The 22,232-nt window shown below is 65.0% G+C and carries 17 protein-coding genes; 10 read left to right on the top strand and 7 right to left on the bottom strand.

What is annotated here, in order from left to right:
- The first annotated feature begins 1 nt into the window (after nucleotide 1).
- The 3 genes from AB5Y70_RS19950 to AB5Y70_RS19960 are packed head-to-tail and all read left to right on the top strand — an operon-like array spanning nucleotide 2 to nucleotide 4,879.
- Complete coding sequence (locus AB5Y70_RS19950; protein WP_103244123.1) at nucleotides 2–1,072, top strand: ATP-binding SpoIIE family protein phosphatase; 1,071 nt, start codon at nucleotides 2–4, stop codon at nucleotides 1,070–1,072.
- Nucleotides 1,073–3,739, top strand: a complete 2,667-nt coding sequence (locus AB5Y70_RS19955; protein ID WP_103244122.1) for a response regulator — start codon at nucleotides 1,073–1,075, stop codon at nucleotides 3,737–3,739.
- A 9-nt stretch (nucleotides 3,740–3,748) separates the two neighbouring features.
- Complete coding sequence (locus AB5Y70_RS19960) at nucleotides 3,749–4,879, top strand: HD-GYP domain-containing protein (protein ID WP_043154351.1); 1,131 nt, start codon at nucleotides 3,749–3,751, stop codon at nucleotides 4,877–4,879.
- Here AB5Y70_RS19960 and AB5Y70_RS19965 read toward each other — a convergent pair.
- Nucleotides 4,876–5,550, bottom strand: a complete 675-nt coding sequence (locus AB5Y70_RS19965) for an ATP-binding protein (RefSeq protein WP_103244121.1) — start codon at nucleotides 5,548–5,550, stop codon at nucleotides 4,876–4,878. The two genes, AB5Y70_RS19960 and AB5Y70_RS19965, sit on opposite strands and share 4 nt — an antisense overlap.
- A 154-nt stretch (nucleotides 5,551–5,704) precedes the next feature.
- Here AB5Y70_RS19965 and AB5Y70_RS19970 point away from each other — a divergent pair, with 154 nt between their 5' ends.
- From AB5Y70_RS19970 to AB5Y70_RS20000, 7 genes are all read left to right on the top strand, one after another.
- Nucleotides 5,705–7,021 carry an MFS transporter gene (locus AB5Y70_RS19970; RefSeq protein WP_039040437.1) on the top strand — a complete coding sequence of 439 codons (1,317 nt, stop codon included), beginning with the start codon at nucleotides 5,705–5,707 and terminating at the stop codon, nucleotides 7,019–7,021.
- Nucleotides 7,022–7,141: 120 nt separating this feature from the next.
- Nucleotides 7,142–7,864: a MarC family NAAT transporter gene (locus AB5Y70_RS19975; protein WP_043154359.1), complete on the top strand. Its 723-nt coding sequence runs from the start codon at nucleotides 7,142–7,144 to the stop codon at nucleotides 7,862–7,864.
- A 159-nt stretch (nucleotides 7,865–8,023) separates the two neighbouring features.
- On the top strand, nucleotides 8,024–8,227 hold the full coding sequence (locus AB5Y70_RS19980; RefSeq protein ID WP_041212219.1) for a hypothetical protein: 204 nt from the start codon (nucleotides 8,024–8,026) through the stop codon (nucleotides 8,225–8,227).
- A gap of 266 nt (nucleotides 8,228–8,493) precedes the next feature.
- Nucleotides 8,494–9,390: an N-acetylmuramic acid 6-phosphate etherase gene (murQ, locus tag AB5Y70_RS19985; RefSeq protein WP_103244120.1), complete on the top strand. Its 897-nt coding sequence runs from the start codon at nucleotides 8,494–8,496 to the stop codon at nucleotides 9,388–9,390.
- 98 nt (nucleotides 9,391–9,488) lie between these two features.
- Entirely contained in the window at nucleotides 9,489–10,943 is a 1,455-nt protein-coding gene (gene murP / locus AB5Y70_RS19990) for a PTS N-acetylmuramic acid transporter subunit IIBC (protein WP_103244119.1), read from the top strand.
- 102 nt (nucleotides 10,944–11,045) lie between these two features.
- Entirely contained in the window at nucleotides 11,046–12,119 is a 1,074-nt protein-coding gene (locus AB5Y70_RS19995; RefSeq protein WP_103244118.1) for a porin, read from the top strand.
- Nucleotides 12,120–12,168: 49 nt separating this feature from the next.
- Nucleotides 12,169–12,774, top strand: a complete 606-nt coding sequence (locus tag AB5Y70_RS20000; RefSeq protein WP_103244117.1) for a DUF2057 domain-containing protein — start codon at nucleotides 12,169–12,171, stop codon at nucleotides 12,772–12,774.
- 87 nt (nucleotides 12,775–12,861) lie between these two features.
- Here the strand turns inward: AB5Y70_RS20000 and AB5Y70_RS20005 are convergent, their stop codons facing one another.
- The 6 genes from AB5Y70_RS20005 to AB5Y70_RS20030 form a co-directional block, all read right to left on the bottom strand.
- Nucleotides 12,862–13,722 (bottom strand): SIS domain-containing protein, encoded by an 861-nt coding sequence (locus AB5Y70_RS20005; RefSeq protein ID WP_103244116.1) that lies wholly within the window; start codon nucleotides 13,720–13,722, stop codon nucleotides 12,862–12,864.
- Between the two features lie 32 nt (nucleotides 13,723–13,754).
- Nucleotides 13,755–15,203: a metalloprotease TldD gene (gene tldD / locus AB5Y70_RS20010; protein WP_041212218.1), complete on the bottom strand. Its 1,449-nt coding sequence runs from the start codon at nucleotides 15,201–15,203 to the stop codon at nucleotides 13,755–13,757.
- A gap of 57 nt (nucleotides 15,204–15,260) precedes the next feature.
- Nucleotides 15,261–16,067: a carbon-nitrogen hydrolase family protein gene (locus tag AB5Y70_RS20015; RefSeq protein WP_043154366.1), complete on the bottom strand. Its 807-nt coding sequence runs from the start codon at nucleotides 16,065–16,067 to the stop codon at nucleotides 15,261–15,263.
- A 117-nt stretch (nucleotides 16,068–16,184) separates the two neighbouring features.
- Nucleotides 16,185–20,084, bottom strand: a complete 3,900-nt coding sequence (locus AB5Y70_RS20020) for a YhdP family protein (RefSeq protein WP_368176116.1) — start codon at nucleotides 20,082–20,084, stop codon at nucleotides 16,185–16,187.
- Nucleotides 20,085–21,554 carry a ribonuclease G gene (rng, locus tag AB5Y70_RS20025; protein WP_010672637.1) on the bottom strand — a complete coding sequence of 490 codons (1,470 nt, stop codon included), beginning with the start codon at nucleotides 21,552–21,554 and terminating at the stop codon, nucleotides 20,085–20,087.
- A 79-nt stretch (nucleotides 21,555–21,633) separates the two neighbouring features.
- On the bottom strand, nucleotides 21,634–22,221 hold the full coding sequence (locus AB5Y70_RS20030; RefSeq protein WP_010672636.1) for a nucleoside triphosphate pyrophosphatase: 588 nt from the start codon (nucleotides 22,219–22,221) through the stop codon (nucleotides 21,634–21,636).
- Between the last annotated feature and the right edge of the window lie 11 nt (nucleotides 22,222–22,232).

Consider the following 22,232-nt stretch of genomic DNA (forward strand, 5'->3'; position numbering starts at 1 on the left):
CATGCAGTTGGAACAGTGCCTTCAAGAAGCCAGCTACCCGCTGCGCCACGACATCGACCTGCACCTGACGGTGATGGCGGTACGCCGCCTCCCCTTCATCGCCAACCTGTCCGAGGTGGACCGTGCCATGCTCTCCACCGTGGTCTCCGAGCTTGGCAGCAACATCCTGAAATACGCCGAGCGGGGGGAGATCACCCTCACCCTCCACCATCCCAGCGGGCGTCCCTGCATCGACATCGTCGCCCGCGATCAGGGACCCGGCATTGGGGACGTGCATCAGGCCATGCAGGATCACTACAGCACCTCGGGCACCCTGGGACTAGGCCTGCCCGGCGTGCGCCGCATGATGTCTGAACTCACTATCAGTACCCCGCCGGAAGGGGGAACTCTGGTGCAGGCCCGCAAGTGGCTGGGCGCGGCGCCCCTGGTATCCAGACCAATCCCTCCTCTCGCCTGCACAGGCCAGCTGCACGCCGGCCTGCAGCTGACATGGGCCAGCGAGAACCGCCCCTGCTATCCGGAACGGGTCTCCGGTGATCTGGCCTTCATCCGACCGGGGCCGGAGGGGGTATCGCTGATCCTGATCGACGTGAGCGGCCACGGTGCCTCGGCCAACAAGCTGGTACAGGTGCTGGAGGCTGCGCTGCAGCAAACCCACGAGCAGGAACCGGCCCGCCTGTTGCAACTGCTGCACCAGCACTGCATCGGTACCCGGGGCGCCGCCGCCGGCGTGGCCCTGGTCAACGGCGAACGGGGTGAGCTGAGCTATGCCGGCATCGGCAATACCCGCATCTGCCTGCGCGGCCACGAACCCTGGCGCGGCATCTCCCGCGATGGGGTGCTGGGAGAGCGCTTCCCCACCCCCTTGCTGCAGCGCCAGCCACTCGTCGCGGGGGACGTGGTGATGCTCTATTCGGACGGTATCAGCGAATCCCTCAACCTGCGCGACGGAGCACTGGATCTGGCTGCCGAGCCCGCCCAGCTGGCACGCCAGGTGATCGCCCACAGTGGCCGCAGCACCGACGATGCCAGCTGCATCGTGCTGCGTGTGCTGGCAGGAAAGGAGGACTAGATGCGGCAACTGATCGGGGAAACCCTGCTGTCAGGCCCGGCGGCGGCACTCACCGCCCGGCGCAAGGTGATCCAGGTACTCACCTGCCTCGACGGAACTCCCACCTTCGTGGCACCGCTGGCGGGCGCCACCTCCGAGCTGGTACGCCAGCTGGTGGCGAACACGGAGCCGCTGCAACTGCAGTTGTGGCTGGAGCCTAGCACACAGGAGTTGTGGCTCTCGCTCTCGGCTGACGCCCCCATCCCCCCCGAGCCGGACGGCCGCCAATCATGTGGCATCCGATTGGTCGCGCACGCGGACAACGCCATCGCCCTGGTCTACCGCCTGCCCCGCGGGCCCGATGAACTGCTGCTGCAACAGATGCAGCAGCAGTTCGCAGAACCGACCCGGGACGAGCTGTTTGCGGTGATGCAGGCCAAGAACCAGGAGCTGGAAGTGGCCTATGAGCTGGCGGAGGGCGCAACCCGGGCCAAGAGCGATTTTCTCGCCAACATGAGCCACGAGATCCGCACCCCCATGAACGCCATCCTCGGCATGTCCCATCTCGCCCTGCAGACCCGGCTCGATCCGCAGCAGTTCGACTATGTCAGCAAGATCCAGCGTTCGGCCCAGCATCTGCTCGGCATCATCAACGACATCCTCGACTTCTCCAAGATCGAGGCCGGCAAGCTGGATCTGGAGCGGATCGAATTCGATCTCGACCATGTACTGGAGAATCTGGCCACCCTGGTGGGCGAAAAGGCGGAAGCCAAGGGCATAGAGTTGCTGTTCGAGGTCGATCACCAGCTCGACACCCTGCTCTATGGCGATCCCCTTCGCCTCGGCCAGATCCTGATCAACTACGCCAACAACGCGGTCAAGTTCACCGAGCAGGGGGAGATCCTGGTCAAGGTCAGCTGCCTGGAGAAACAACCCCAGGAGGTGTTGCTGCACTGCTCGGTACAGGACACCGGGATCGGCATGAGCCAGGAGCAGCAGCAGCGGCTGTTCCAGTCATTCCAGCAGGCGGACAGCTCCACCACCCGCAAGTACGGCGGCACCGGCCTCGGCCTCGCCATTTCCCGCAAACTGGCCGAGCTGATGGGCGGCGAGGTGGGGGTACAGAGCGAACCAGGCCAGGGCAGCACCTTCTGGTTTACCGCCCGACTCGGTAGGGGCAGGCGCAGATCCCGCTATCTGCCGAGCCTGGATCTGCGCGGGCGCCGCATGCTGGTGGCCGACGACAGTGCCAGCGCCCGCACCATCATGGCCGCCCTGCTGCGCAGCATGAGCTTTGTGGTGGACACCGCCGAGTCGGGCCAGCAGGCACTACAGATGATCGCCGGCGCCGAGCAGGAGGGACAGCCTTACGAAGTGGTATTGCTGGACTGGCACATGCCGGGGCTGGATGGCATCGAGACCGGTCGCCGCCTCATCGCCCGCAGCATGGGCCCGCGTCCCTATCGGGTCATGGTGACCGGCTACGGACGGGAAGAGGTCTTTCGCCAGGCCGATGCCGCCGGCTTTGATCGGGTGCTGGTCAAGCCCGTATGCGCCTCCGTGCTGTTCGATACCGTCATCGGCCTGTTTGGCCAGCAAACCAGTTCACTCACCTTCAAACCACCGCAGGTGGCCCATCGCTACCGCTTCGACGGACTCAGGATCCTGCTGGCGGAAGACAACGAGCTCAATCAGCAAGTCGCGCTGGAGCTGCTGCGGGCGGTCGGTGCCGATGTCAGCATCGCCGGCAATGGTGCCATCGCGCTGGAGATGGTGGCCCAGACCCACTACGACCTGATCCTGATGGACATGCAGATGCCGGTGATGGATGGCCTGGCCGCCACCCGGCTGTTGCGCGAGCGGGAAGACATCGGGCAACACACCCCGATCCTGGCGATGACGGCCAACGTCATGGCCGGTGACCGCGAACGCTGCCTCGCTGCCGGGATGGACGATCACATTGCCAAGCCCATCGACCCCGACAGGCTGTATGCGGCCCTGCAGCGCTGGGCAACCTCCTTCAGCCGCGAGGTCAACAGCACGCTCACGGCCTCACACGCATCACCCGCCACCGCCTTGCTGCCACAGTTGCAGGCGATCGGGCTCAACGCCGAGCCAGCCCTGCAACGATTGATGCACAACTGGGAGTGGTATCGGGATCTGCTGCAACGTTTCGCCCGCCAGGGGAGTCAGCCGATGGAAACCCTGCTGGCCGCCCTGCAGGCGAATGACCGGGAAGAAGCGCATCGACAGGCCCATACCCTCAAGGGCATAGCCGCAACGCTGGGGGCCGGGTCGCTGCAGGATGTCTCGGCCCGGCTGGAGAGCGCCCTCGCCCGGGGAGACGATGCCACCAGCCTGCTGCCGCTGGCCGAGCTGGGGCTGCAACAGCAGCAGCAACTGGCCGCCAGCCTGCTGACACTGCTGCCGGCCCCTGCCACCCCCGGCTTGCCGGAGGCTACCCCCGCCGAGCTGGCCCCCCTGCTGCACCAGCTGACCGGGCTGCTGCTGGAAGACGATGCGGAAGCCTTCATCCTGTTCCAGCGCAATCAGGCCAGGCTCGCTCCCCTGCTGGGCGAGGCAGCACCGGCCATGCACGATGCCATGACCCGTTTTCGCTTCGCCGATGCCCTGGCATATCTGCAACAAGTCCGGGCCCTCAGACCCGATCTGTTCAACCAAGAGTGAGGCGCCATCATGCTCAACTTGCTGGATCCCGATACCAAACCCACCCTGCTGGTGGTCGATGACACACCGGAGAACCTCTCCCTGCTCAGCGCCCTGCTCAGCCCCCACTACCGGGTCAAGGTCGCCATCAGCGGCCAGCGGGCGCTGGAGATCCTCTCGGCCGGCACCCGGGTGGATCTGATCCTGCTCGACGTGGTGATGCCCCAGATGGACGGCTATCAGGTGATGCAGGCGCTGCAGGAGATGCCGCAGGTGCGGGAGATCCCGGTGATCTTCCTGACCGCCAAGGTGGAGGAGAGTGCGGAGGCGCACGGCCTGGCGCTGGGGGCCGTCGACTACATCCACAAGCCGATCACCCCCGCCATCGTGCTGGCCCGGGTCAGAAACCACCTGGAGCTGAAAGCGGCGCGGGATCTGCTGCACGACCAGAACGCCTTTCTGGAGCAGGAGGTGGAGCGGCGCACCCGGGAGAACGAACTGATCCAGAACATCACCATCCACTCCCTCGCCTCTCTTGCCGAAACCCGCGACAACGAGACCGGCAACCATATCCTGCGCACCCAGCACTATGTGCGGCTGCTGGCGGAGACCCTCTGCGAGCATGCCCGCTTTCGTGCAGAGCTGACCCCCAAGACCATCGATCTGCTGTTCAAATCGGCCCCGCTGCACGACATCGGCAAGGTCGGCGTGCCAGACCGGATCCTGCTCAAGCCTGGCAAGCTGGATGCGGACGAGTTTGCCCAGATGAAGCACCACTCCATTCTCGGCAAGGAGGCCATCGTCCATGCCGAGGAGGCGCTGGGGGTAGAGGTGGAATTTCTGCGACTGGCCAAGGAGATCGCCTGCTACCACCACGAAAAGTGGGACGGCACCGGCTATCCCTATGGCCTGCACGGTGACGAGATCCCGCTCTCGGCCCGCTTGATGGCGCTGGCCGATGTGTACGACGCCCTCATCAGCAAGCGCTGCTACAAGGCTGCCATGTCCCACCAGGAGGTGGTGCCGATCATACTGGCGGGACGAGGCAATCACTTCGACCCCGACATCACGGACGCCTTTGCCCGCATCCACCAGCAGTTCCACGAGATCGCCCTGCGTTACAACGACGACAAGGGCGAGCGGGAGTCCAATCGCGACTAGGCGGTGGCGGGCAGCAGATCGGTGAAGACGAAGCCGTCCCGCAGCACCGTCTCCCCCACCCGGATGGGCAAGGGATGCAGGAACATGGGGCCGTCCCAGGCCAGGGTGTGAAATTCCCCGTTCTCGCCGCAGGGATCCACCCCGGCGGGCAGGGCAGCCAGCAAGGCCGGACCGAATTCATGACCACCTAACCCGGCGTCCAGCTTGCCCGGATCCAGGGTGCAGACCCTGGCCTTGAGCCCGGCGTCGATCATCGCCTGCGCCAGCTCGGTCGTGTCGCTGCCCCAGAGCGGGAAGAGCGGCGTGATGCCGGTCCCCGCCAGTTGCCGCTCCCGATAGGCGCGCACATCCTCAAGAAAGAGATCCCCGAACGCCATGTGGTGAATGCCCTTGGCCTGCACATCGGCGATGAAGCCCGTCATGATGCGCCCATACTCCTCATTGCTGCAGGGCCAGGGCAGGTCGATGGTGGTCAGCGGCAAGCCCACGCACTCAGCCTGTGCCAGCAGCAACTGCTTGCGCACCCCGTGCATGGCCACCCGCTCGAACGCCTGGTTGAGGGTGGTGAACAGCCCCACCACCTCGATGGCCGGATCCTGGCGCAGGCGATGCAAGGCCCAGGCGCTGTCTTTTCCGCTGCTCCAGGAGAGCAGTACCTTTTTCTTCGTCATGATCTCTCCAGCTACTTGCCGCACCGTGCTGCAAGACAGTGTTGCGAATTGTGCGATTTACATTGCGGGACACAAAAGCATACCCTCGTGGGTGAGCGTATCCCCGCAGCACACCGGGGAGAATAACTAAAAAAACGATGGGAAACATAAGGATATGAGTAAAGTCAGCACATCGCACGACCACGGTCGCCCCCTCAATCGACAGGATTACAAAACCCTGAGCCTGGCGGCGCTGGGCGGCGCCCTCGAATTCTACGACTTCATCATCTTCGTCTTCTTCGCCGTGGTCATCGGCGAGCTCTTCTTCCCGGCCGACATTCCCGAGTGGCTGCGCCAGTTCCAGACCTTCGGCATCTTCGCCGCCGGCTACCTGGCTCGTCCCCTGGGGGGCATCATCATGGCCCACTTTGGCGATCTCATCGGCCGCAAGCGGATGTTCACCCTCAGCATCATCCTGATGGCCTTGCCGACCTTGCTGATCGGCCTGCTGCCCACCTACGCCGTGCTCGGCATCGCCGCCCCCCTGCTGTTGCTGCTGCTGCGGATCCTGCAAGGGGCCGCCATCGGCGGGGAGGTCCCCGGTGCCTGGGTCTTCGTGGCCGAACACGTGCCCGCCCGCCGGGTCGGTGTCGCCTGCGGCACCCTCACCGCGGGGCTGACCGCCGGCATCCTGCTCGGCTCCCTGGTGGCGACCGCCATCAACCGTGGCATGAGCCCGGGGGATGTGAGCGACTGGGGCTGGCGTCTGGCCTTCGTGCTCGGCGGCGTGTTCGGCATCGTCGCCATGTACCTGCGCCGCTGGCTGCACGAGACCCCGGTCTTCGCCGAGATGCAGGCCAACAAGTCCCTGGCCGAGGAGCTGCCCCTCAAGACGGTGCTGCGTGAACACAAGGGCAGCGTCGTCGTTTCCATGCTGCTGACCTGGCTGCTCTCCGCCGGCATAGTAGTGGTGATCCTGATGACCCCGACCTATCTGCAGAAGGTGCACGGCATCAGCCCGGCCGATGCCCTGACCGCCAACTCCCTGGCCATCGTCGCCCTCACCCTGGGCTGCATCGTCTATGGTCGCCTGATCGATGCCATCGGCAGCGGTCCTACCTTCATCCTGGGCTCCCTGCTGCTGGCCGGCGCCACTTATACCTTCTACCACAGCCTGGCGGCCGGCACGGATCAGCTGGTGCCCCTCTACATGCTGGCGGGCTTTGCGGTGGGGATCGTCGGCGCCGTGCCCTACGTCATGGTCAATGCCTTCCCGCCGGTGGTGCGCTTCTCCGGGCTGTCGTTCTCCTACAACGTGGCCTACGCCATCTTCGGCGGCCTCACCCCCATGCTGGTCACCCTCTGGATGAAGGAGGACGTGCTGGCCCCCTCCCACTATGTGGTCAGCCTGGCCGCCCTCGGTTTCGTGCTCGGCATCTGGCTCTGGCTGCGCCAGCGCGGCCAACGCCAGGCCACCCCGCAGGCCGCCTGATCCTTCCCAAGCAAGCCCCGCACTGTCGGGGCTTGTTCTTTGCGGATATCATCGACCGGGTGGCGGTCCGCTGCGGACCTGCCAGCTCACCCCAATCCGTCCACCTGCCCGAGGTCCACTATGTTCTTCCAGGTCATCTTTCTCGCCTTGCTGGCCCTGCTGCCCATGGTCAACCCGCCCACCACGGCCACCCTGCTGCTGGGGCTGAGCAAGGGCATGTCCCGCGAGCACATTCGCCGCCAGATCAACATGGCCGCCCTCTATCTGTTCGCCACCCTGTGCGTCAGCTTCTTCATCGGATCCTCCATCCTGGATCTGTTCGGGATCTCCATTCCCGGCCTGCGCCTGGCCGGTGGCCTCATCATCGCCTTCATCGGCTTTCGCATGCTGTTCCCCTCGCCAAACCAGTCTGCCGGGGTCGAGGCCAACCAGAATATCGCCTTCGTGCCCCTGACCATGCCCAGCATGTGCGGACCCGGCACCATGGCGCTGGTGATCAGCGGCGCGGCCCAGATCGCCGAGCTGCCGGCCGAGGCCGATCGCGTCGTCATCTATGCCGCCATGGTCACCGCCTTCGCCCTGATGAGCCTGATCAGCTGGGGTGTGCTCAAGCTGGCAGATCCCGTGTGCAAGATCCTGGGTGCCACCGGCATCGACGCCATGACACGCATCATGGGTTTCCTGCTGGTGTGCATGGGTATGCAGTTCTGCATCAACGGTGTCAAGGAGGTGGCGCAGGATCCCGTCTTCCATGGTCAGGTGATGGAACAACCCGCTGCCGCCTTGCCGTCCCATGCCGGATCCACCGCCCTCGATCATCTCGCCGTGCCGCGCCAGCCCTGATTGAAAACGGTGTCATTTTTCGTGCAAATCCCTCCTGATCTTGCGCCTGATCATATTGCCTTCATCTTGATGGGGTAGTCTGGTTTTTGTACAGGCAGGGTTCAGGAGGTTGCCGCTAGCGTGGCATGTGCTGACCCCATCACTTGAGGAGATATGCAAATGGAAAAGATGCTGACCGAGATTGGAAGCTACAGCCTGTTTCATGAGTATCTGAACGTGGTCGGTGCCGCCAGCCCCGCGCTGACCCGGATCAAGACAGGATGGGAGTTCAAGCGAAAGGATCGCCTGCTCGCCCAGATAAGGGTGGATGACCACGGCCACGCCCGCTTCTTCATCGACGCCCGCGCCATTTCGGTCAACTGACCCGAGCCCTTTCCCAGCCCCGGCGCCTGCCGGGGCTTTTTATTGGCTCTCCTTCAGCCTCTCCCCCCTCTAGTGCCATCGGCATCACCCCGGTCCCACCCAACCCTCTCCGTGCAGGAATTTTCACAGCTAATAATTAGAAATTAATGGAATAATTAATTATGCGACATTGATCTCATCATCGAAATCAAAAATCGATGATCATGTTCATCATCGAGAGGGATGTTTTACGCCGGGAGTGGCGATGACCTTAAGCAGAGGAAACGATGACCATTGACCTATCAAGCATGATTACCGAGACCCGCAACCCGGCCAGCGTCGAAATCGACCAGCTGTCGACCCTGGAGATGCTGCGCGTCATCAATCAGGAGGATCAGCAGGTGGCGCTGGCGGTGGGCCAACTGCTGCCCGAAATCGCCCGGGCGGTCGATGCCATCGCGGCAGCCTTTGGCAAGGGTGGGCGCCTGGTCTATATCGGCGCCGGCACCTCGGGCCGGCTCGGCATCCTGGATGCCAGTGAATGCCCGCCCACCTATGGCGTCTCTGCCGAGCAGGTGATAGGCCTGATTGCTGGCGGCCACAAGGCCATCTTGCAGGCGGTCGAGAACGCCGAGGATGACGCAGAGCTGGGTGCCCGGGATCTGAAGAACATCCAGTTCTGCGCCAACGATGTGCTGGTGGGCATCGCCGCCAGCGGCAGAACCCCCTACGTACTGGGCGCCATGGCCCACGCCAGCGCGGTGGGTGCCACGGTCTGCAGCATCAGCTGCAACCCCGGCAGCCCGCTGGCCCGGGCCGCCGACATCAGCATGGTGGCGGTGGTCGGCCCCGAGATCGTCACCGGCTCCTCCCGCATGAAGGCGGGCACGGCGCAGAAGCTCATCCTCAACATGCTCTCTACCGGCGCCATGATCCGCACCGGCAAGGTCTACGGCAACCTGATGGTGGACGTGGAAGCCACCAACGCCAAGCTGGTAGAGCGGCAAAAACGCATCGTGATGGAGGCCACCGACTGCGAGCGCGCCGTGGCGGAGCGGGCGCTGGCGCAGGCGGACAACCACTGCAAGACCGCCATCGTGATGATCCTGGCTGGACTCACGGCCGACGAAGCCCGCACCCGTCTGCAGAGCAGCAACGGCTTCATCAGCCAATGCACCCACTGATCGGCCAACCGCACATTGGCCAGGCCAGGGATGACCATCACATAACGAGAACGGGGTGCCAGGCACCCTGCTGACACCACAGACTGACTGGGTTCTTTATGGCAAAAATAACTGACACCATGATCGGCCAGATCATCCAGGCCATCGGCGGCCGGGACAACATCACCCACTGCGGCCACTGCATGACCCGATTGAGACTGAGCCTGGCGGACAGCCTGCATGCGGATCGCGATACCATCAAGGGCATCGCCGGCGTCATGGGGGTGATTGAGAGCGACAACCAGTTCCAGATCGTGCTGGGGCCGGGCAAGGCTCAGACCGCCTGCGAGCTGATGAACGGCATGCTGAGCGCAGGACTGGGGGCGCTGGAGGCTCCGGCTGCGGCCCCCACCGAGCTTGGCGACATCGCCTCGGCCAACAAGCAGGCACTCAAGCAGAAACAGAGCAGTGCGGCCCACCGCTTTCTGGCCAAGTTTGCCACCATTTTTACACCACTGATCCCCGGCTTTATCGCCGCGGGGCTGCTGCTCGGCTTTGCCACCCTGATCGAACAGACCCTGCTGCAGGACGGCGCAGCTACCGGCGGCATGCTGGTGGAGCTGGTCGGTTACATGAAACTGTTCAGCAAGGGATTGTTCAGCTTCCTCAGCATTCTCATCGGCTACAACGCCCAGAAAGCGTTCGGCGGCTCCGGGGTCAACGGTGCCATTCTGGCCTCCCTGTTTGTGATGGGCTATGACCCCCAAGCCACCAGCGGCATCTACTCAGGCATCACCGATTTCTTCGGCCACCACATTGATCCCCGTGGCAACATCATCGGGGTGCTGATCGCCTGCATCATCGGCGCCTCGGTGGAACGCCAGGTGCGTCGCTTCATGCCGGACAGCCTCGACATGATACTCACCTCCTGCATCACCCTGCTGATCATGGGGGCCGTCACCTTCGTCCTGATCATGCCCCTGGGGGTGCAGCTCTACAACGGCATGTCCTGGCTCTTCATCCACCTCAACGGCAACCCGTTCGGTACCGCCATCCTGGCCGGTCTGTTCCTCATCTCGGTGATGTTCGGCATTCACCAGGGGTTCGTGCCCGTTTACTTCGCACTGATGGATGCCCAGGGCTTCAACTCCCTGTTCCCCATCCTCGCGCTGGCAGGGGCCGGCCAGGTCGGCGCCGCCCTGGCGCTTTACAGTCGCGCAGCCAAGGACTCCCTGCTGCGCACCCAGGTCAAGGGCACCATCATCCCCGGCCTGCTCGGGGTCGGTGAGCCGCTCATCTACGGCGTCACCTTGCCGCGGGTCAAACCCTTCATCACCGCCTGCTGCGGCGGATCGCTGGGGGGGTTCGTGGTCGGTCTCATCTCCTGGATGGGCCTGCCGGTCGGCCTCAACACCGTGTTCGGCCCCTCCGGCATCGTCGCGCTGCCGCTGATGACCTCGGCCCAGGGGATCTTCCCCGGCATGATGGTCTATGGCCTCGGTCTGGCGGTTGCCTACTTCGGCGGTTACCTCTTCACCCTGCTCTTCGGCTGCAAGAACGTCGATCTGAGCTAACCCTCTCCCCTCTATCCAGCTGGCTATCTGGCCCCGAGCAATCGGGGTCACGGCTTCACTCACCCCGGCTCTGGCACAAGAGCCCACACAGGAAAGACAACAATGAAACAGTCCATGCTTGCCCTGGCCATTCCTGCCCTGTTTGCCGCCGGTACGGCGCAGGCCGCCGTCATCTACCAGGCCGATGACGGCTCCAACGTCGATCTCTACGGTCGCATCGGCTTCAACGTCTCGGACAAGAAAAACGGCAACAGCCAGGGGGACTTCGACGGTCGCATCGGCTTTACCGCCCGCCAGACCGTCAACGAGCAGGTGGCCGTGATCGGCATGGCCCAGTATCAGGTCAATGCCGCCGAATACGCCAACAACGTGCAGAAGAACAGCAGCGACCTCACCGCCCGTTACGTCTGGGCCGGGCTCGATGGCGGCCTGTGGGGCAAGGTGACCGGTGGCCGGGTCTCCTCCGGACTCATCATGTTCACCGACATCGGCGACGTGTTTGCCGCCTCCGACGTCGCCATGGCGCGCCAGGCCAGCAAAGTGGACTCCACCGCGGTACAGGTGTTCCGTCAGGACGGCACCCTGCAATACCAGAACACCCTCGGTAATCTGGACTTGTCGCTGGCCTACATCCTCGGCAACGGCACCTCGGATCTCGACTACGGCTACAACGGCGCCCTGCGCTACACCTTCGATCTCGGTGCGGCGGGCAAGCTGGCACCAGTCATCGCCTACCAGCAGAGCAAGGCGGCCCAGACCGGTGCCAGCAAGGTGGATCCCGACGCCGACCAGTACCGCTTCAGCGGCATCGGCGCCCGCTACACCCTGGGTTCGCTGATGCTGGGCGCCCTCTACGCGAAGGATCAGGTGAGCTATCGCAACGGCCGGGCAGAAAGTGAAGACAAGGTATGGGAACTGACCGCCGTCTACGACATCAGCCAGAAGTGGGCAACCCGCGCCGGCTACCGCCACCTCGACAACGACGGGGGGGACGGCATGAGCCTGCGCGACACCACCCTGGAGCTGCAGTACAAGCTCACTCCGCGCTCTTCCCTCTACAGCGCCTACGTGTTCCGTGATGGCGAGGATGGTCTGGCTGACAACACCATCACCAGCTTTGGCGGCAGCAGCAACAGCGAGAGCTTCTATCACCTCGGCCTGCGCTACGAGTTCTGATCCCCTGCCGGCCAGTCGGCCGGCTTTTTGCTTTCTGCTGGAGCACCCCATGATCCGCTTCCCACTGCTCACCACCCTGCTGCTGTTGCTGGCCTTGCCGACCCAGGCCGCCCGGCTGGAGCTGGCAGACACCCTCGTCCTGCTGGCCTCATCCCGGGGCAAGACCTCTCCCTTCGAGCGCGCCCTCACGCTGCCCGCCGGTGAAACCCGGCTGCTGGTACGCTTCGACAGCCCGCTCGATCCCGGCTCCACCAACGAGAGCCAGGGGCGCGTCCGCTCCGCCCCGCAGCTGCTGACCCTGACCCTGCCCGCCAGCGGCACCCTGAAACTGACCACTCCGCCGCTGGCCGACTCCCGGGCCATTCGCCACTTTGCCACCCACCCCAACCTGCGGCTTGAGACCCCCGAGGGTAGCCACCCCCTGTCGGCAACCACCCTCCCCCGCAGCCAGGACAGTCTGCTGACCGACTATCAGGCGCTGCTGGCCCGTTACGACGGGTCAGCCAGCGCAGCCACCGCCCTGCCAGCCGTCACGCCCGTGCTGCCCGCAGCCACCCCGGGCGCCGTGCCCGTCGACCCCGAACTGCAACGGCGCTACCTCGCCGCCGACGAGGCCCAGCGCAAGGCCTTCCTGCGCTGGGCCCTTGCCCTCTGAGCCGGCACTGGCCCATAAAAAAACCACCCGCAGGCGGGTGGTTTTTCTCTCTCGGCAGGTCTCGGCGTCTGTTGCAGCCGGGCCGCTTCACTCCTTGTTGAGTCGGTCGATAGCGCCACGGGTGCCGTCGATCAGCGCCCAGGCCTCGTCACGGCGCTGCACCAGGCCGAGGAACAGGATGTCGGTGATGGTGTTCTGGGCGGTACGCGACGAGATGGAGGAGATGCGCAGCTCGTTCTCGTCGGCCACTGTGTCCAGCACCATGTCGGCCATCTGCCGCAGAGGGGTGTTGCGAAACGAGGTGACCGCGATCAGGGTGGCGCCGTTGCGCTTGGCCAGCTCGGCAGCCGCCAGCACATCCCGGCTGGCGCCGGAATAGGAAACCACCAGCTGGACATCCCCCGGCCCCAGAGTCTGGGCGATGGAGATCTGTACGTGGCTGTCCTGGGCGAACAGGGTGGTGACCCCGATCTTGAGCAGCTTGTACCAGAGATCCTTGGCGGTCAGCGCCGAGCCGCCGATCCCCACCAGCTGGACCCGGCCAGCCTGGTTGATGGCATCCAGCACCTGCGCCAGGGTGGCATTGTCGAGCGCCTGGGTGGTCTCCACGATGGAGTTGATCTTCTCCTGGGCCAGCTTCTTGGCCATGGTCTCCAGATCGTCGTCCCGGCCGATGCCGTTGTAGAGATCCCCCACGTTGTCGGTCTTGATGGCGTGCTTGCGCCCCAGATCCTCGCTCACCGCCAGCTTGAAGGCGGTGAAGCCCTTGAACCCGATCTTCTGGGTGAACTTCACTATGCTCGACTGGCTGACGTCAGCCTGCTGGGCCAACTCCTGGGAGGAGAAGTGGGTCACCTGCTCCGGGCAAGCCAGGATGTAATCGGCGATCTTGAGCTCGCTGGGGGAGAGCTGACTGCGGATATTGGAAATTTTCGACAGGGTAAGCATGGGTTCTCTCTGCTGCTTGTTCTGCGGCGCCCTTACTGGGTGCCGCCCACGGTGAGCTGATCCAGCTTGAGGGTGGGCTGGCCGACGCCGACCGGCACGCTCTGCCCCTCCTTGCCGCAGACCCCGACCCCGCGATCCAGCGCGAGATCACGGCCCACCATGGAAACCTGGCTCATCGCCTCGGGGCCGTTGCCGATCAGAGTCGCCCCCTTGATGGGCGCGGTGATCCTGCCATCCTCGATGAGGTAGGCCTCGGAGGCGGAGAAGACGAACTTGCCGGAGGTGATGTCCACCTGGCCGCCACCGAAGTTGGGGGCGTAAATGCCCTTCTTCACCGAGGCGATGATCTCCGCCGGATCATACTGACCCGCCAGCATGTAGGTGTTGGTCATGCGCGGCATCGGCAGGGCGGCGTAGGATTCACGGCGGCCATTGCCGGTGAGCGGCACGCCCATCAGACGGGCGTTCTGCTTGTCCTGCAGGTAACCCTTGAGAATGCCGTTCTCGATCAGCACGTTGTAGCCCCCCGGCGTCCCCTCGTCGTCGATGGAGACGGAGCCGCGCCGACCCGGCAGGGTGCCGTCATCGACGATGGTGCAGTGTTTGGAAGCCACCTGCTCGCCGATGCGCCCGGCAAAGGCGGAGGAGCCCTTGCGGTTGAAGTCCCCTTCCAGACCGTGACCCACCGCCTCGTGCAGCAGCACACCGGGCCAGCCGGCACCGAGCACCACCGGCATGGTGCCGGCCGGGGCGTCGATGGCCTCCAGGTTGACCAGGGCCTGGCGCACCGCTTCGCGCACATAGCCAAACGCCCGGCTCTCGAGCCCGTCCAGCTCGAGGAAATGGTCGTAACCGAAGCGGCCACCGCCCCCCGCGCTGCCGCGCTCACGGCGATCCCCCTTCTCGGCGATGACGGTCACAGACAGCCGCACCAGGGGGCGCACGTCAGCGGCCAGGGTGCCATCGGTGGCGGCCACCAGGATCTCTTCATAGACCCCGCTGATGGAGGCCATCACCTGATTGATGGCGGGATCCAGACTTCTGGCGAACTTGTCCATCTGCTCCAGCAGGGCAATTTTCTGCTGCTTGTCGAGGGTCTGCAGGGGATCCAGCGCCGGGTAGAGCAGGTTTGCTTCGGTGCGAGCCCATGCTTTTACCTTGCCCTGCGCACCGGCGGCGGCGATGCCGCGAGCGGCAGTCACCGACTGTTGCAGCGCCAGCAGGCTCAGCTCGTCCGAGTAGGCGAAACCGGTCTTCTCGCCGCTGACGGCGCGCACCCCCACCCCCTGATCGATGTTGTAGCTGCCATCCTTGACGATGCCGTCCTCCAGCATCCAGGACTCGTGCCAGCTGCGCTGGAAATAGAGGTCGCCGAACTCCACCTGATGGCTCATCAGGCTGCCGAGCAGCTGTTGCAGCCGCCCTTCGTCGAGATCGTTCGGGGCCAACAGGGAGGCACTAACCTGGCTCAATAGACTCAAATCTTTCTCTCCACTCTCATGCGAGATGTCGTAACGGTTAAATCCACGGCCGCGGGCTCACAGCAGGCGGGCGTGTTGCAGCACCGGCATGGTGCGTTTCAATTCATCGACCAGGGCCCCATCCAGCGGCGCCAGCACAGTGCCCTGCCCCGACGCCCGACAGGCCAGCACCCGGCCCCAGGGGTCGATCACCATGCTGTGGCCCCAGGTCTGACGCCCTGTCTCGTGGGTGCCCCCCTGGTTGGCGGCCACCACGTAGCACTGGTTCTCGATGGCACGGGCCCGCAGCAGGGGCTCCCAGTGCGCCTCGCCGGTGACGGCGGTAAAGGCGGCAGGCACCAGCAGCACCCGGGCACCGGCCCGGGCCAACTGGCGGTACAGCTCGGGAAAGCGCAGATCATAACAGATAGAAAGGCCGAGGGGACCAAAGGGGGAGTCCACCAACACAGGCTGATCACCCGGGCTGAAGGTCTCCGACTCCCGGTAGCGGCCGTGATTGTCCGCCACGTCCACGTCGAACAGGTGGATCTTGTGGTAGTGCCCCTTGAGCTCGCCGTCGGGATCGAACACCAGGGTACTGGTGTGGATGTGGTCGGCACCGGCGATGGCGGTGGGCATGGCCCCGGCCACCAGCCAGATGCCGTGGGATTTGGCCCAATCAGAGAGTTGCTGCTGGATTGGGCCATTTCCCAACGGCTCTGCCCCGTCCAGATACCCCTGCCGCTCGCCAAAGAGGGCGAAGTTTTCCGGCAGCAGCACCAGCAAGGGGCGCTCCCCGGGCAGACTCGCCAGCTCGGCGGCGATCCGCTCCCGGTTATCCTGCCAGGTACGACCCGAAATCAACTGCATGGCGGCTAGCCACATGACGCGCTCCTTCTGTTGGGCGAGCCGGTGACACAAGGCCTTCTCGGCTCGCGGGCAATATCCGCACTATGAGGGGTTTGGCGGCCGGGGGAAAGTCCCCCAGCCCGGTGTATGCCCTCAGCGCTGACCCGAGCCCTGGTGCTTGGGATCGAGCAGGAAGGGGGTGACCTCCTTGGCGGGCAGGCCGGGCGCCACCGCATCCACCGCATCCTTCTGGTGCTGGTTGAGCTTGATGCGGGCGCGATCCCGCCCCGCCTCCACCAGCCTGGGGGCGTCCAGCGGGCCGGAGACCCGAAAATCGATGCGGGTCACCACGTCCACCACGGGCTCCAGCAGCTTGGAGAGGGCCAGCACATAGAGCCCGGTGATGGGGGTCAGGGAGAAGGCCGCCACCACGGGCAGGGTGCCCCCCAGGTTGGGGGAGAAGCTCAGATCAAAGTCGAGCCGCCAGCGCACCAGATCCGCGATGCCCTTGCCCCGCAGGTTGCCCGCGGCGCCCTTCATGTAGAAGTCGTTGTTCTCCACCACCCCCTGATTGACCTTGGCGGAGGCGGACATGGACTCGAAATAGAAGCCCTTGTCGAAGACGTCGCGAAAATCGAGGCGCAGCTTGCGCATCAGGGAGTCGAGGCTCAGCAGGGAGAGCAGCCGGGCCCCCTTGTCGTTGACCTCCCGCAGGGTGCCTCCCTCCAGCTGGTAGTCGGCACTGCCCGCCAGAGTCGGCAGGCTCAGGCGGTAGGGCACGTCACGCCAGTTCAGATCCAGCGCCAGCTTGCCCGGGGCATCCCCGATGGGCGAGGTGTAGCCGAGCCGCTTGAGCAGGAGCTCGCTGTTGCGGGTCTCGAGGTTCACCCTGGCACGGGTCTGCATCTGGCTGCCACGGGCCAGCCACTCGGCGCTGCCGCGCAGGGTGCTGCCCGCCAGGCGCATCTCCAGTCCCTTGAGATCCAGCCGGTTGGCCCCGGGCAGCAGCTCCCCCTTCACCTCACCCAGGGGCAGCTCGCCGAAGCGGCAATCCACGCAACTGAAGGTGAGCCAGGGAATGGCATTCATGATGGCCCTGTCCTGGCGCTCATCGGGATCCGGGCTGAGATCGGTCCCCTTGCCGGACCAGTAGATGCGGGCAAACTTGGCATCGATGGGGCGCCCATCGGCCACCGGCACCCGCACCACCCCCATCACGTCGGGGCTGTCGATCATCACCTCGGTGGCCTGGTTCACCGGCCCCAGGGTGAAGTGCACCGCCTTGAGGCTGGCACTGCCGATGTCGGCACGGGCCAGCTGGCCATCTACCCACCACTCCTGGGGCAAGAAAGAGGGGCCCACCACCGCATTGTCACTCGGCGCCGAACCGGCCGGCAGCCACTGCTTGAGACGAGCCAGCCAGCCGGCCACGTCCGCCTGCTGCTGGTTGATGGCGAGCAGCATGGGCTTGTCCTGCATCACCCGCGCCCCGGGCTGGCCGATGTTGACCCGCACCCGGCTGAGGTAGGGGACGCCGTCGCCGTACACCAGGCGGCTCTGCATGTCGATGTCCGCCCCCAGCACGGCGCGGATGTCGGCGCTGCCATCCCGCCCACGGGCCGTCACCTTGAGGGGCAGCCGGGTACCCGCCGCCTTGGTCAGGGGCACGGGCAGATCCAGCCCCATGCCCTGCAGGTTGGAGTCCAGCGCCAGCTGGAAGCTGAACGCCTTGTTCTCGGGCAGGGTCAGCCCCAGGGTACCCGACCAGTTGCTGCGCCCCTGGAGCATCTCGAGGGCCGGTATGTCCCGGCGCTGGCGGCGGCTGTCCCACTGCCCCTGGAACTTGAGGTCGGCCTGATAGCCGTGGGGCAGTTGCCGCCCCTGATAATCCAGGGTCAGCGGCTGGTTCCACAGGCTGGCCTTGAGGTTGTGAATGCGCGTCTGCTCGTTGTCATACTCGAGCGTCCCTGCGACCCCGTCGAGGGGCAGATCCAGGGAGGCGATCCTCACCTTGTTGTCCTTGAAGCTGGCTTCCCCGCTGGCCTTGACCTCCCCCTCGCCATCCAGCGGTATGTCGAGCTTCACCGTACCCTTCATGGGGCCGCGGATCTCCACCTCCCGCAGCGCCTGACCGACGGATCCCCCCAGCGGTGAGTCCTGCAAATAGTCGCTGATGGCCTTGCCCTCGCCCTCAACCTTGGCATCCACGTAGAGGTGGGCCCCCGGATAGAGGTCCGGGATCCAGGCGTGCACCGAGTCGGAGCTGGCCTTGCCGAGCTGGGTGGCGCGGCTGTTCATGTCGAGGCTGGCGTTCTGGAACAGCAGATCGATCTGCAGGTCGGTCAGCGGCTGCCAGCCCGGGAAAAACTCGTAGGTGGCCTGTTGCAGCGGCACCGCCACCTGGAAGACGCCCTTGCCGTTGTCGTAGGGGAAGTCACGGAATTCGCCGTACCAGAGCAGGTCGGCCCCCTTGGCCTTGCCCCCCTTGATGGCGCCGCTCAGGTAGCTCACCAGCCCCTCATCCATCACCGCCAGGGGGTAGTAGCGATCCGCATGGGCCGCGTTCTTGACGTCGATGCGCCCGGTCAGGGCGAGGAAGGGGTGCTCGAACAGCTCGAGGCGAAACCGGCTGGCGAGGCGCAGATCCGGGTTCTCCAGGGCAATGTCCTGGCCATAGAGCACCCAGCCTTGCGGCGCCCGCCACCAGTCGAGGGCCGCACTCAGGCTGTCCACCGGGATGGGTTCCTTGAAGTGGCGGGCCGGATCCACCTTGCCCTTGCCCAGGGTCAGGCGGGCACGCCCCCCGTTCGGGGTCAGCCAGAAGTCGCCGTCCAGCTTTTGCAGACCGGGCACATCGTGCCAGGCCCGGGTCCCGAAGCCGCGCAGTTGCCCCTGCAAAGAGAGCCCCTGCCAGTCCCCGTCGGCTTGCAGGACCAGCTCCTGCAACTGGCCCCTTGGCCGGGTGCGCTTGAGGGTCTCAGTCAGCTCGGGATAGAGGCCGGAGACCAGCTGGCTCAGGTTGGCAATCTGGTCGAGATCGATGGCGGGCACATAGCCCTGGATGCGCGAGCCGATGCGCTCGAGCTGCAGGCGGCTGTGCAGCCAGGTGGCGCCATCGAGCTTGAAGGTGACGTCGTGGCTGGCGAGCTGCCACGCCTCGCCGTCCCGGCGCAGCTGGATCTTGCCCCCCTGCAGGTCGAGGCGGTGCGGCTCCCCCTTGATCTCGTCTTTCCAGATCAGGTGGTTGTTGCCAAAGGCCAGCAGGGAGTTGCCGAGCCTGCCCTTCTCGAACTCGCTCCAGAGCTGGAAGTCGAGCTGGCCGCTCACCGGCGGCGCGCCGGCGTGGATCCTGGCCAGCATGGGGCTGATGTCCAGCTCTCTGGCCCCCAGATAGAGCTGGCCCTTGAGGCGGTCGAGCCGCACCTCGGGGGCATCCACATCGATGATGAGGTCCAGGGTGCTCTCCCCCACCCCGTTGATGAGATAGGCCTTGCCGACCCCCTGATGCCGCTTGCCGCGGTTCTGCCAGCGCAACTGGGCGATGTCGAGGGCGCGCACCTCCCCCAGTGCCGTGGTGAGGCTCAGGCGAGTGTCGTGAATGTCGAAGGTGGAGAGCTGGGTCAGCAGGAAGCGCAGCAGGGCCTCCTGCTGGTTCGCGCTCTTCCCGCTGACGGGGGTGGCGGGCTGGGTCATGTCCAGCGCGATGTTGCCGTCGCTCAGGATCAACTGGCCAAACACCGGTCTGAGTTCGTTGAGGGAGCGCCAGAAGTCGAGGTGGGCCCACACCTTGCCAAGGCGCAGGGAGAAACGCCCCGAATCGGGGGCGATGGCCAGTCCTTCCAGCCCGATTGCCGGACCGCGGGGAGTCCACTCCAGCCCGACGTGATCCACGCTCACCTCGAGCTGACTCTCCCCGAGCAGGGTCCCTATCACGGCCGCCCGGTGCTGGTTGAGCAAGGGGCCGCCCAGTCGTACCACGCTGACCAGAACGGCCAGCAGCACGAAGAAGACTCCGAGGGCCAACCAGCCCCGACTCAGCCAGCGATAGACCAATTACATCATCACCACATCGAACTGTTCCTGCCCACAGAGCGGCTCGGAGACCACCCTGACCTGCTTGCCGATGAAGACTTCAAGCTCCGCCAGACTGTGGGACTCCTCCCCCCGCAGGTAATCGGCCACCGAGGGGGCCGCATAGACGGTGAACTGATCCGCGTCGTAGGCGCGGTTGACCCGGATGATCTCCCGCAGGATCTCGAAGCAGACCGACTCCACCGTCTTGACCCGGCCGCGCCCCTTGCACTCGGGGCACTCGGCGCAGAGCACGTGCTCCAGGCTCTCCCGGGTGCGCTTGCGGGTCATCTCCACCAGCCCGAGCTGGGAGAAACCGTTGACGTTGGTCTTGGCCCTGTCCTTGGCCAGCGCCAGCTCCAGGCTGTGCAGCACCCGGCGACGGTGATCCTCGGACTGCATGTCGATGAAGTCGATGATGATGATGCCGCCGAGGTTGCGCAGCCGCAGGTGACGGGCGATGGCGGCAGTGGCCTCGACGTTGGTGTTGAAGATGGTCTCTTCCAGATTGCGATGGCCGACGAAGGCCCCGGTGTTGATGTCCACCGTGGTCATGGCTTCGGTCTGGTCGATGATGAGGTAGCCGCCGGATTTCAGCTCCACCTTGCGCTCCAGGGCCCGCTGGATCTCGTTCTCCACGTCGTAGAGATCGAAGATCGGCGACTCGCCGGTGTAGTACTCCAGCTTGTTGGCCAGCTCGGGCACGTACTCCTCGGTGAAGCGCTTGAGCTGATCGAAGCTCTGGCGCGAGTCGACCCGGATCTTGTCGAGCTCGGCACCGACGAAGTCACGCACCACCCTGAACGCCAGGCTGGGATCCTCGTAGAGGATCTTGCAGGGGGGATACTTCTGCTTGCGCTCGAGGATCTTGCGCCACAGGCGCTTCAAGAAGGCGGCGTCCTGCTCCAGCTCCTGCTCCCCCACCCCTTCGGCGGCGGTGCGGATGATGTAGCCGCCCAGTTCGTCCACATAGCCGGCCACGGTGCGCTTGAGGCGCTCGCGCTCCGCCTCGGATTCGATGCGCTGGGAGACCCCCACGTGGGCACTGCCCGGCATGAAGACCAGATAACGGGATGGCAGGGTGATGTCGGTGGTGAGGCGAGCCCCCTTGGTACCGAGCGGGTCTTTGACCACCTGTACCATGATGTCCTGCCCCTGGCGCACCAGTTCGGCGATGTTGCCGGCCTGGAACTGCTCCTTCTCCTTGATCGCCACGCACTCGGTATGGGGGACGATGTCGGAGGCGTGCAGGAAGGCGGCCTTGTCCATGCCGATGTCGACGAAGGCGGCCTGCATGCCGGGCAGCACGCGGCTGATCTTGCCCTTGTAGATGTTGCCCACGATGCCGCGCTTGGCCTGACGCTCCACATGCACTTCCTGCAGCAGACCGTTCTCGACCAGGGCGACCCGGGTTTCGGAGGGGGTGACGTTTACCAGCAGTTCTACCGACATAAGTTACCTTGCCTTTCTAGTTTTGAATTCTGGCACGACGAACAACGGGTAACTCAGCAGCGCACTGCTGACGAGAGGATTACCGGGTCTGCTCGAGGTGCTGCTTGATCAACAGGTCCGTCTCCAGCAGGGGCAGGCCGACCACGGCACTGTAGCTCCCCTCGAGGCGACTGACGAATTTGCCGGCAATGCCCTGGATAGCATAAGCGCCCGCCTTGTCGCACGGCTCGCCGGTGCGCCAGTAGGCTTCGATCTCGGCCTCGTCCAGCTTGCGAAACGCCACGTTGGTGGTGACCAGTCGCACATCGCACCGCTCCGGGGTGGCCAGGGCCACCGCCGTCATCACCTGGTGTACCCGCCCGGAGAGGGCTTCCAGCATGTCCTTGGCGTCCAGCAGGTCGGAGGGTTTCTCCAGCACCCGCTCCCCCAGCACCACTATGGTATCGGCCCCCAGCACCGGCAGCGCCGTGGGCGCCGCGGCCACACCGGCCATGGCCTTGTCGCGGGCCAGCCGGCAGACGTAATCCTGGGGCTTCTCACCGTCGTTGCGCAGCTCCGGCACATCCAGCTTGAGGACCTCGAAACGGTAGCCCAGGCGGGTCAGAAGCTCGTGCCGGCGGGGGGAGCCCGAGGCGAGATAGAGTTGCAGTTCGTTGTGCTTGTTCATACTTCACTCAA

Origin of the sequence: Aeromonas sp. s1(2024), from assembly GCF_040908005.1 — a bacterium.
Lineage (GTDB): Bacteria > Pseudomonadota > Gammaproteobacteria > Enterobacterales > Aeromonadaceae > Aeromonas > Aeromonas caviae.

Excerpts from the sequence above, each read along its gene's own strand:
- AB5Y70_RS19950 (WP_103244123.1), top strand. The coding sequence starts at position 2 with ATGCAGTTGGAACAGTGCCTTCAAGAAGCCAGCTACCCGCTGCGCCAC.
- AB5Y70_RS19955 (WP_103244122.1), top strand. The coding sequence starts at position 1,073 with ATGCGGCAACTGATCGGGGAAACCCTGCTGTCAGGCCCGGCGGCGGCA.
- AB5Y70_RS19960 (WP_043154351.1), top strand. The coding sequence starts at position 3,749 with ATGCTCAACTTGCTGGATCCCGATACCAAACCCACCCTGCTGGTGGTC.
- AB5Y70_RS19965 (WP_103244121.1), bottom strand. The coding sequence starts at position 5,550 with ATGACGAAGAAAAAGGTACTGCTCTCCTGGAGCAGCGGAAAAGACAGC.
- AB5Y70_RS19970 (WP_039040437.1), top strand. The coding sequence starts at position 5,705 with ATGAGTAAAGTCAGCACATCGCACGACCACGGTCGCCCCCTCAATCGA.
- AB5Y70_RS19975 (WP_043154359.1), top strand. The coding sequence starts at position 7,142 with ATGTTCTTCCAGGTCATCTTTCTCGCCTTGCTGGCCCTGCTGCCCATG.
- AB5Y70_RS19980 (WP_041212219.1), top strand. The coding sequence starts at position 8,024 with ATGGAAAAGATGCTGACCGAGATTGGAAGCTACAGCCTGTTTCATGAG.
- murQ (WP_103244120.1), top strand. The coding sequence starts at position 8,494 with ATGACCATTGACCTATCAAGCATGATTACCGAGACCCGCAACCCGGCC.
- murP (WP_103244119.1), top strand. The coding sequence starts at position 9,489 with ATGGCAAAAATAACTGACACCATGATCGGCCAGATCATCCAGGCCATC.
- AB5Y70_RS19995 (WP_103244118.1), top strand. The coding sequence starts at position 11,046 with ATGAAACAGTCCATGCTTGCCCTGGCCATTCCTGCCCTGTTTGCCGCC.
- AB5Y70_RS20000 (WP_103244117.1), top strand. The coding sequence starts at position 12,169 with ATGATCCGCTTCCCACTGCTCACCACCCTGCTGCTGTTGCTGGCCTTG.
- AB5Y70_RS20005 (WP_103244116.1), bottom strand. The coding sequence starts at position 13,722 with ATGCTTACCCTGTCGAAAATTTCCAATATCCGCAGTCAGCTCTCCCCC.
- AB5Y70_RS20015 (WP_043154366.1), bottom strand. The coding sequence starts at position 16,067 with ATGTGGCTAGCCGCCATGCAGTTGATTTCGGGTCGTACCTGGCAGGAT.
- rng (WP_010672637.1), bottom strand. The coding sequence starts at position 21,554 with ATGTCGGTAGAACTGCTGGTAAACGTCACCCCCTCCGAAACCCGGGTC.
- AB5Y70_RS20030 (WP_010672636.1), bottom strand. The coding sequence starts at position 22,221 with ATGAACAAGCACAACGAACTGCAACTCTATCTCGCCTCGGGCTCCCCC.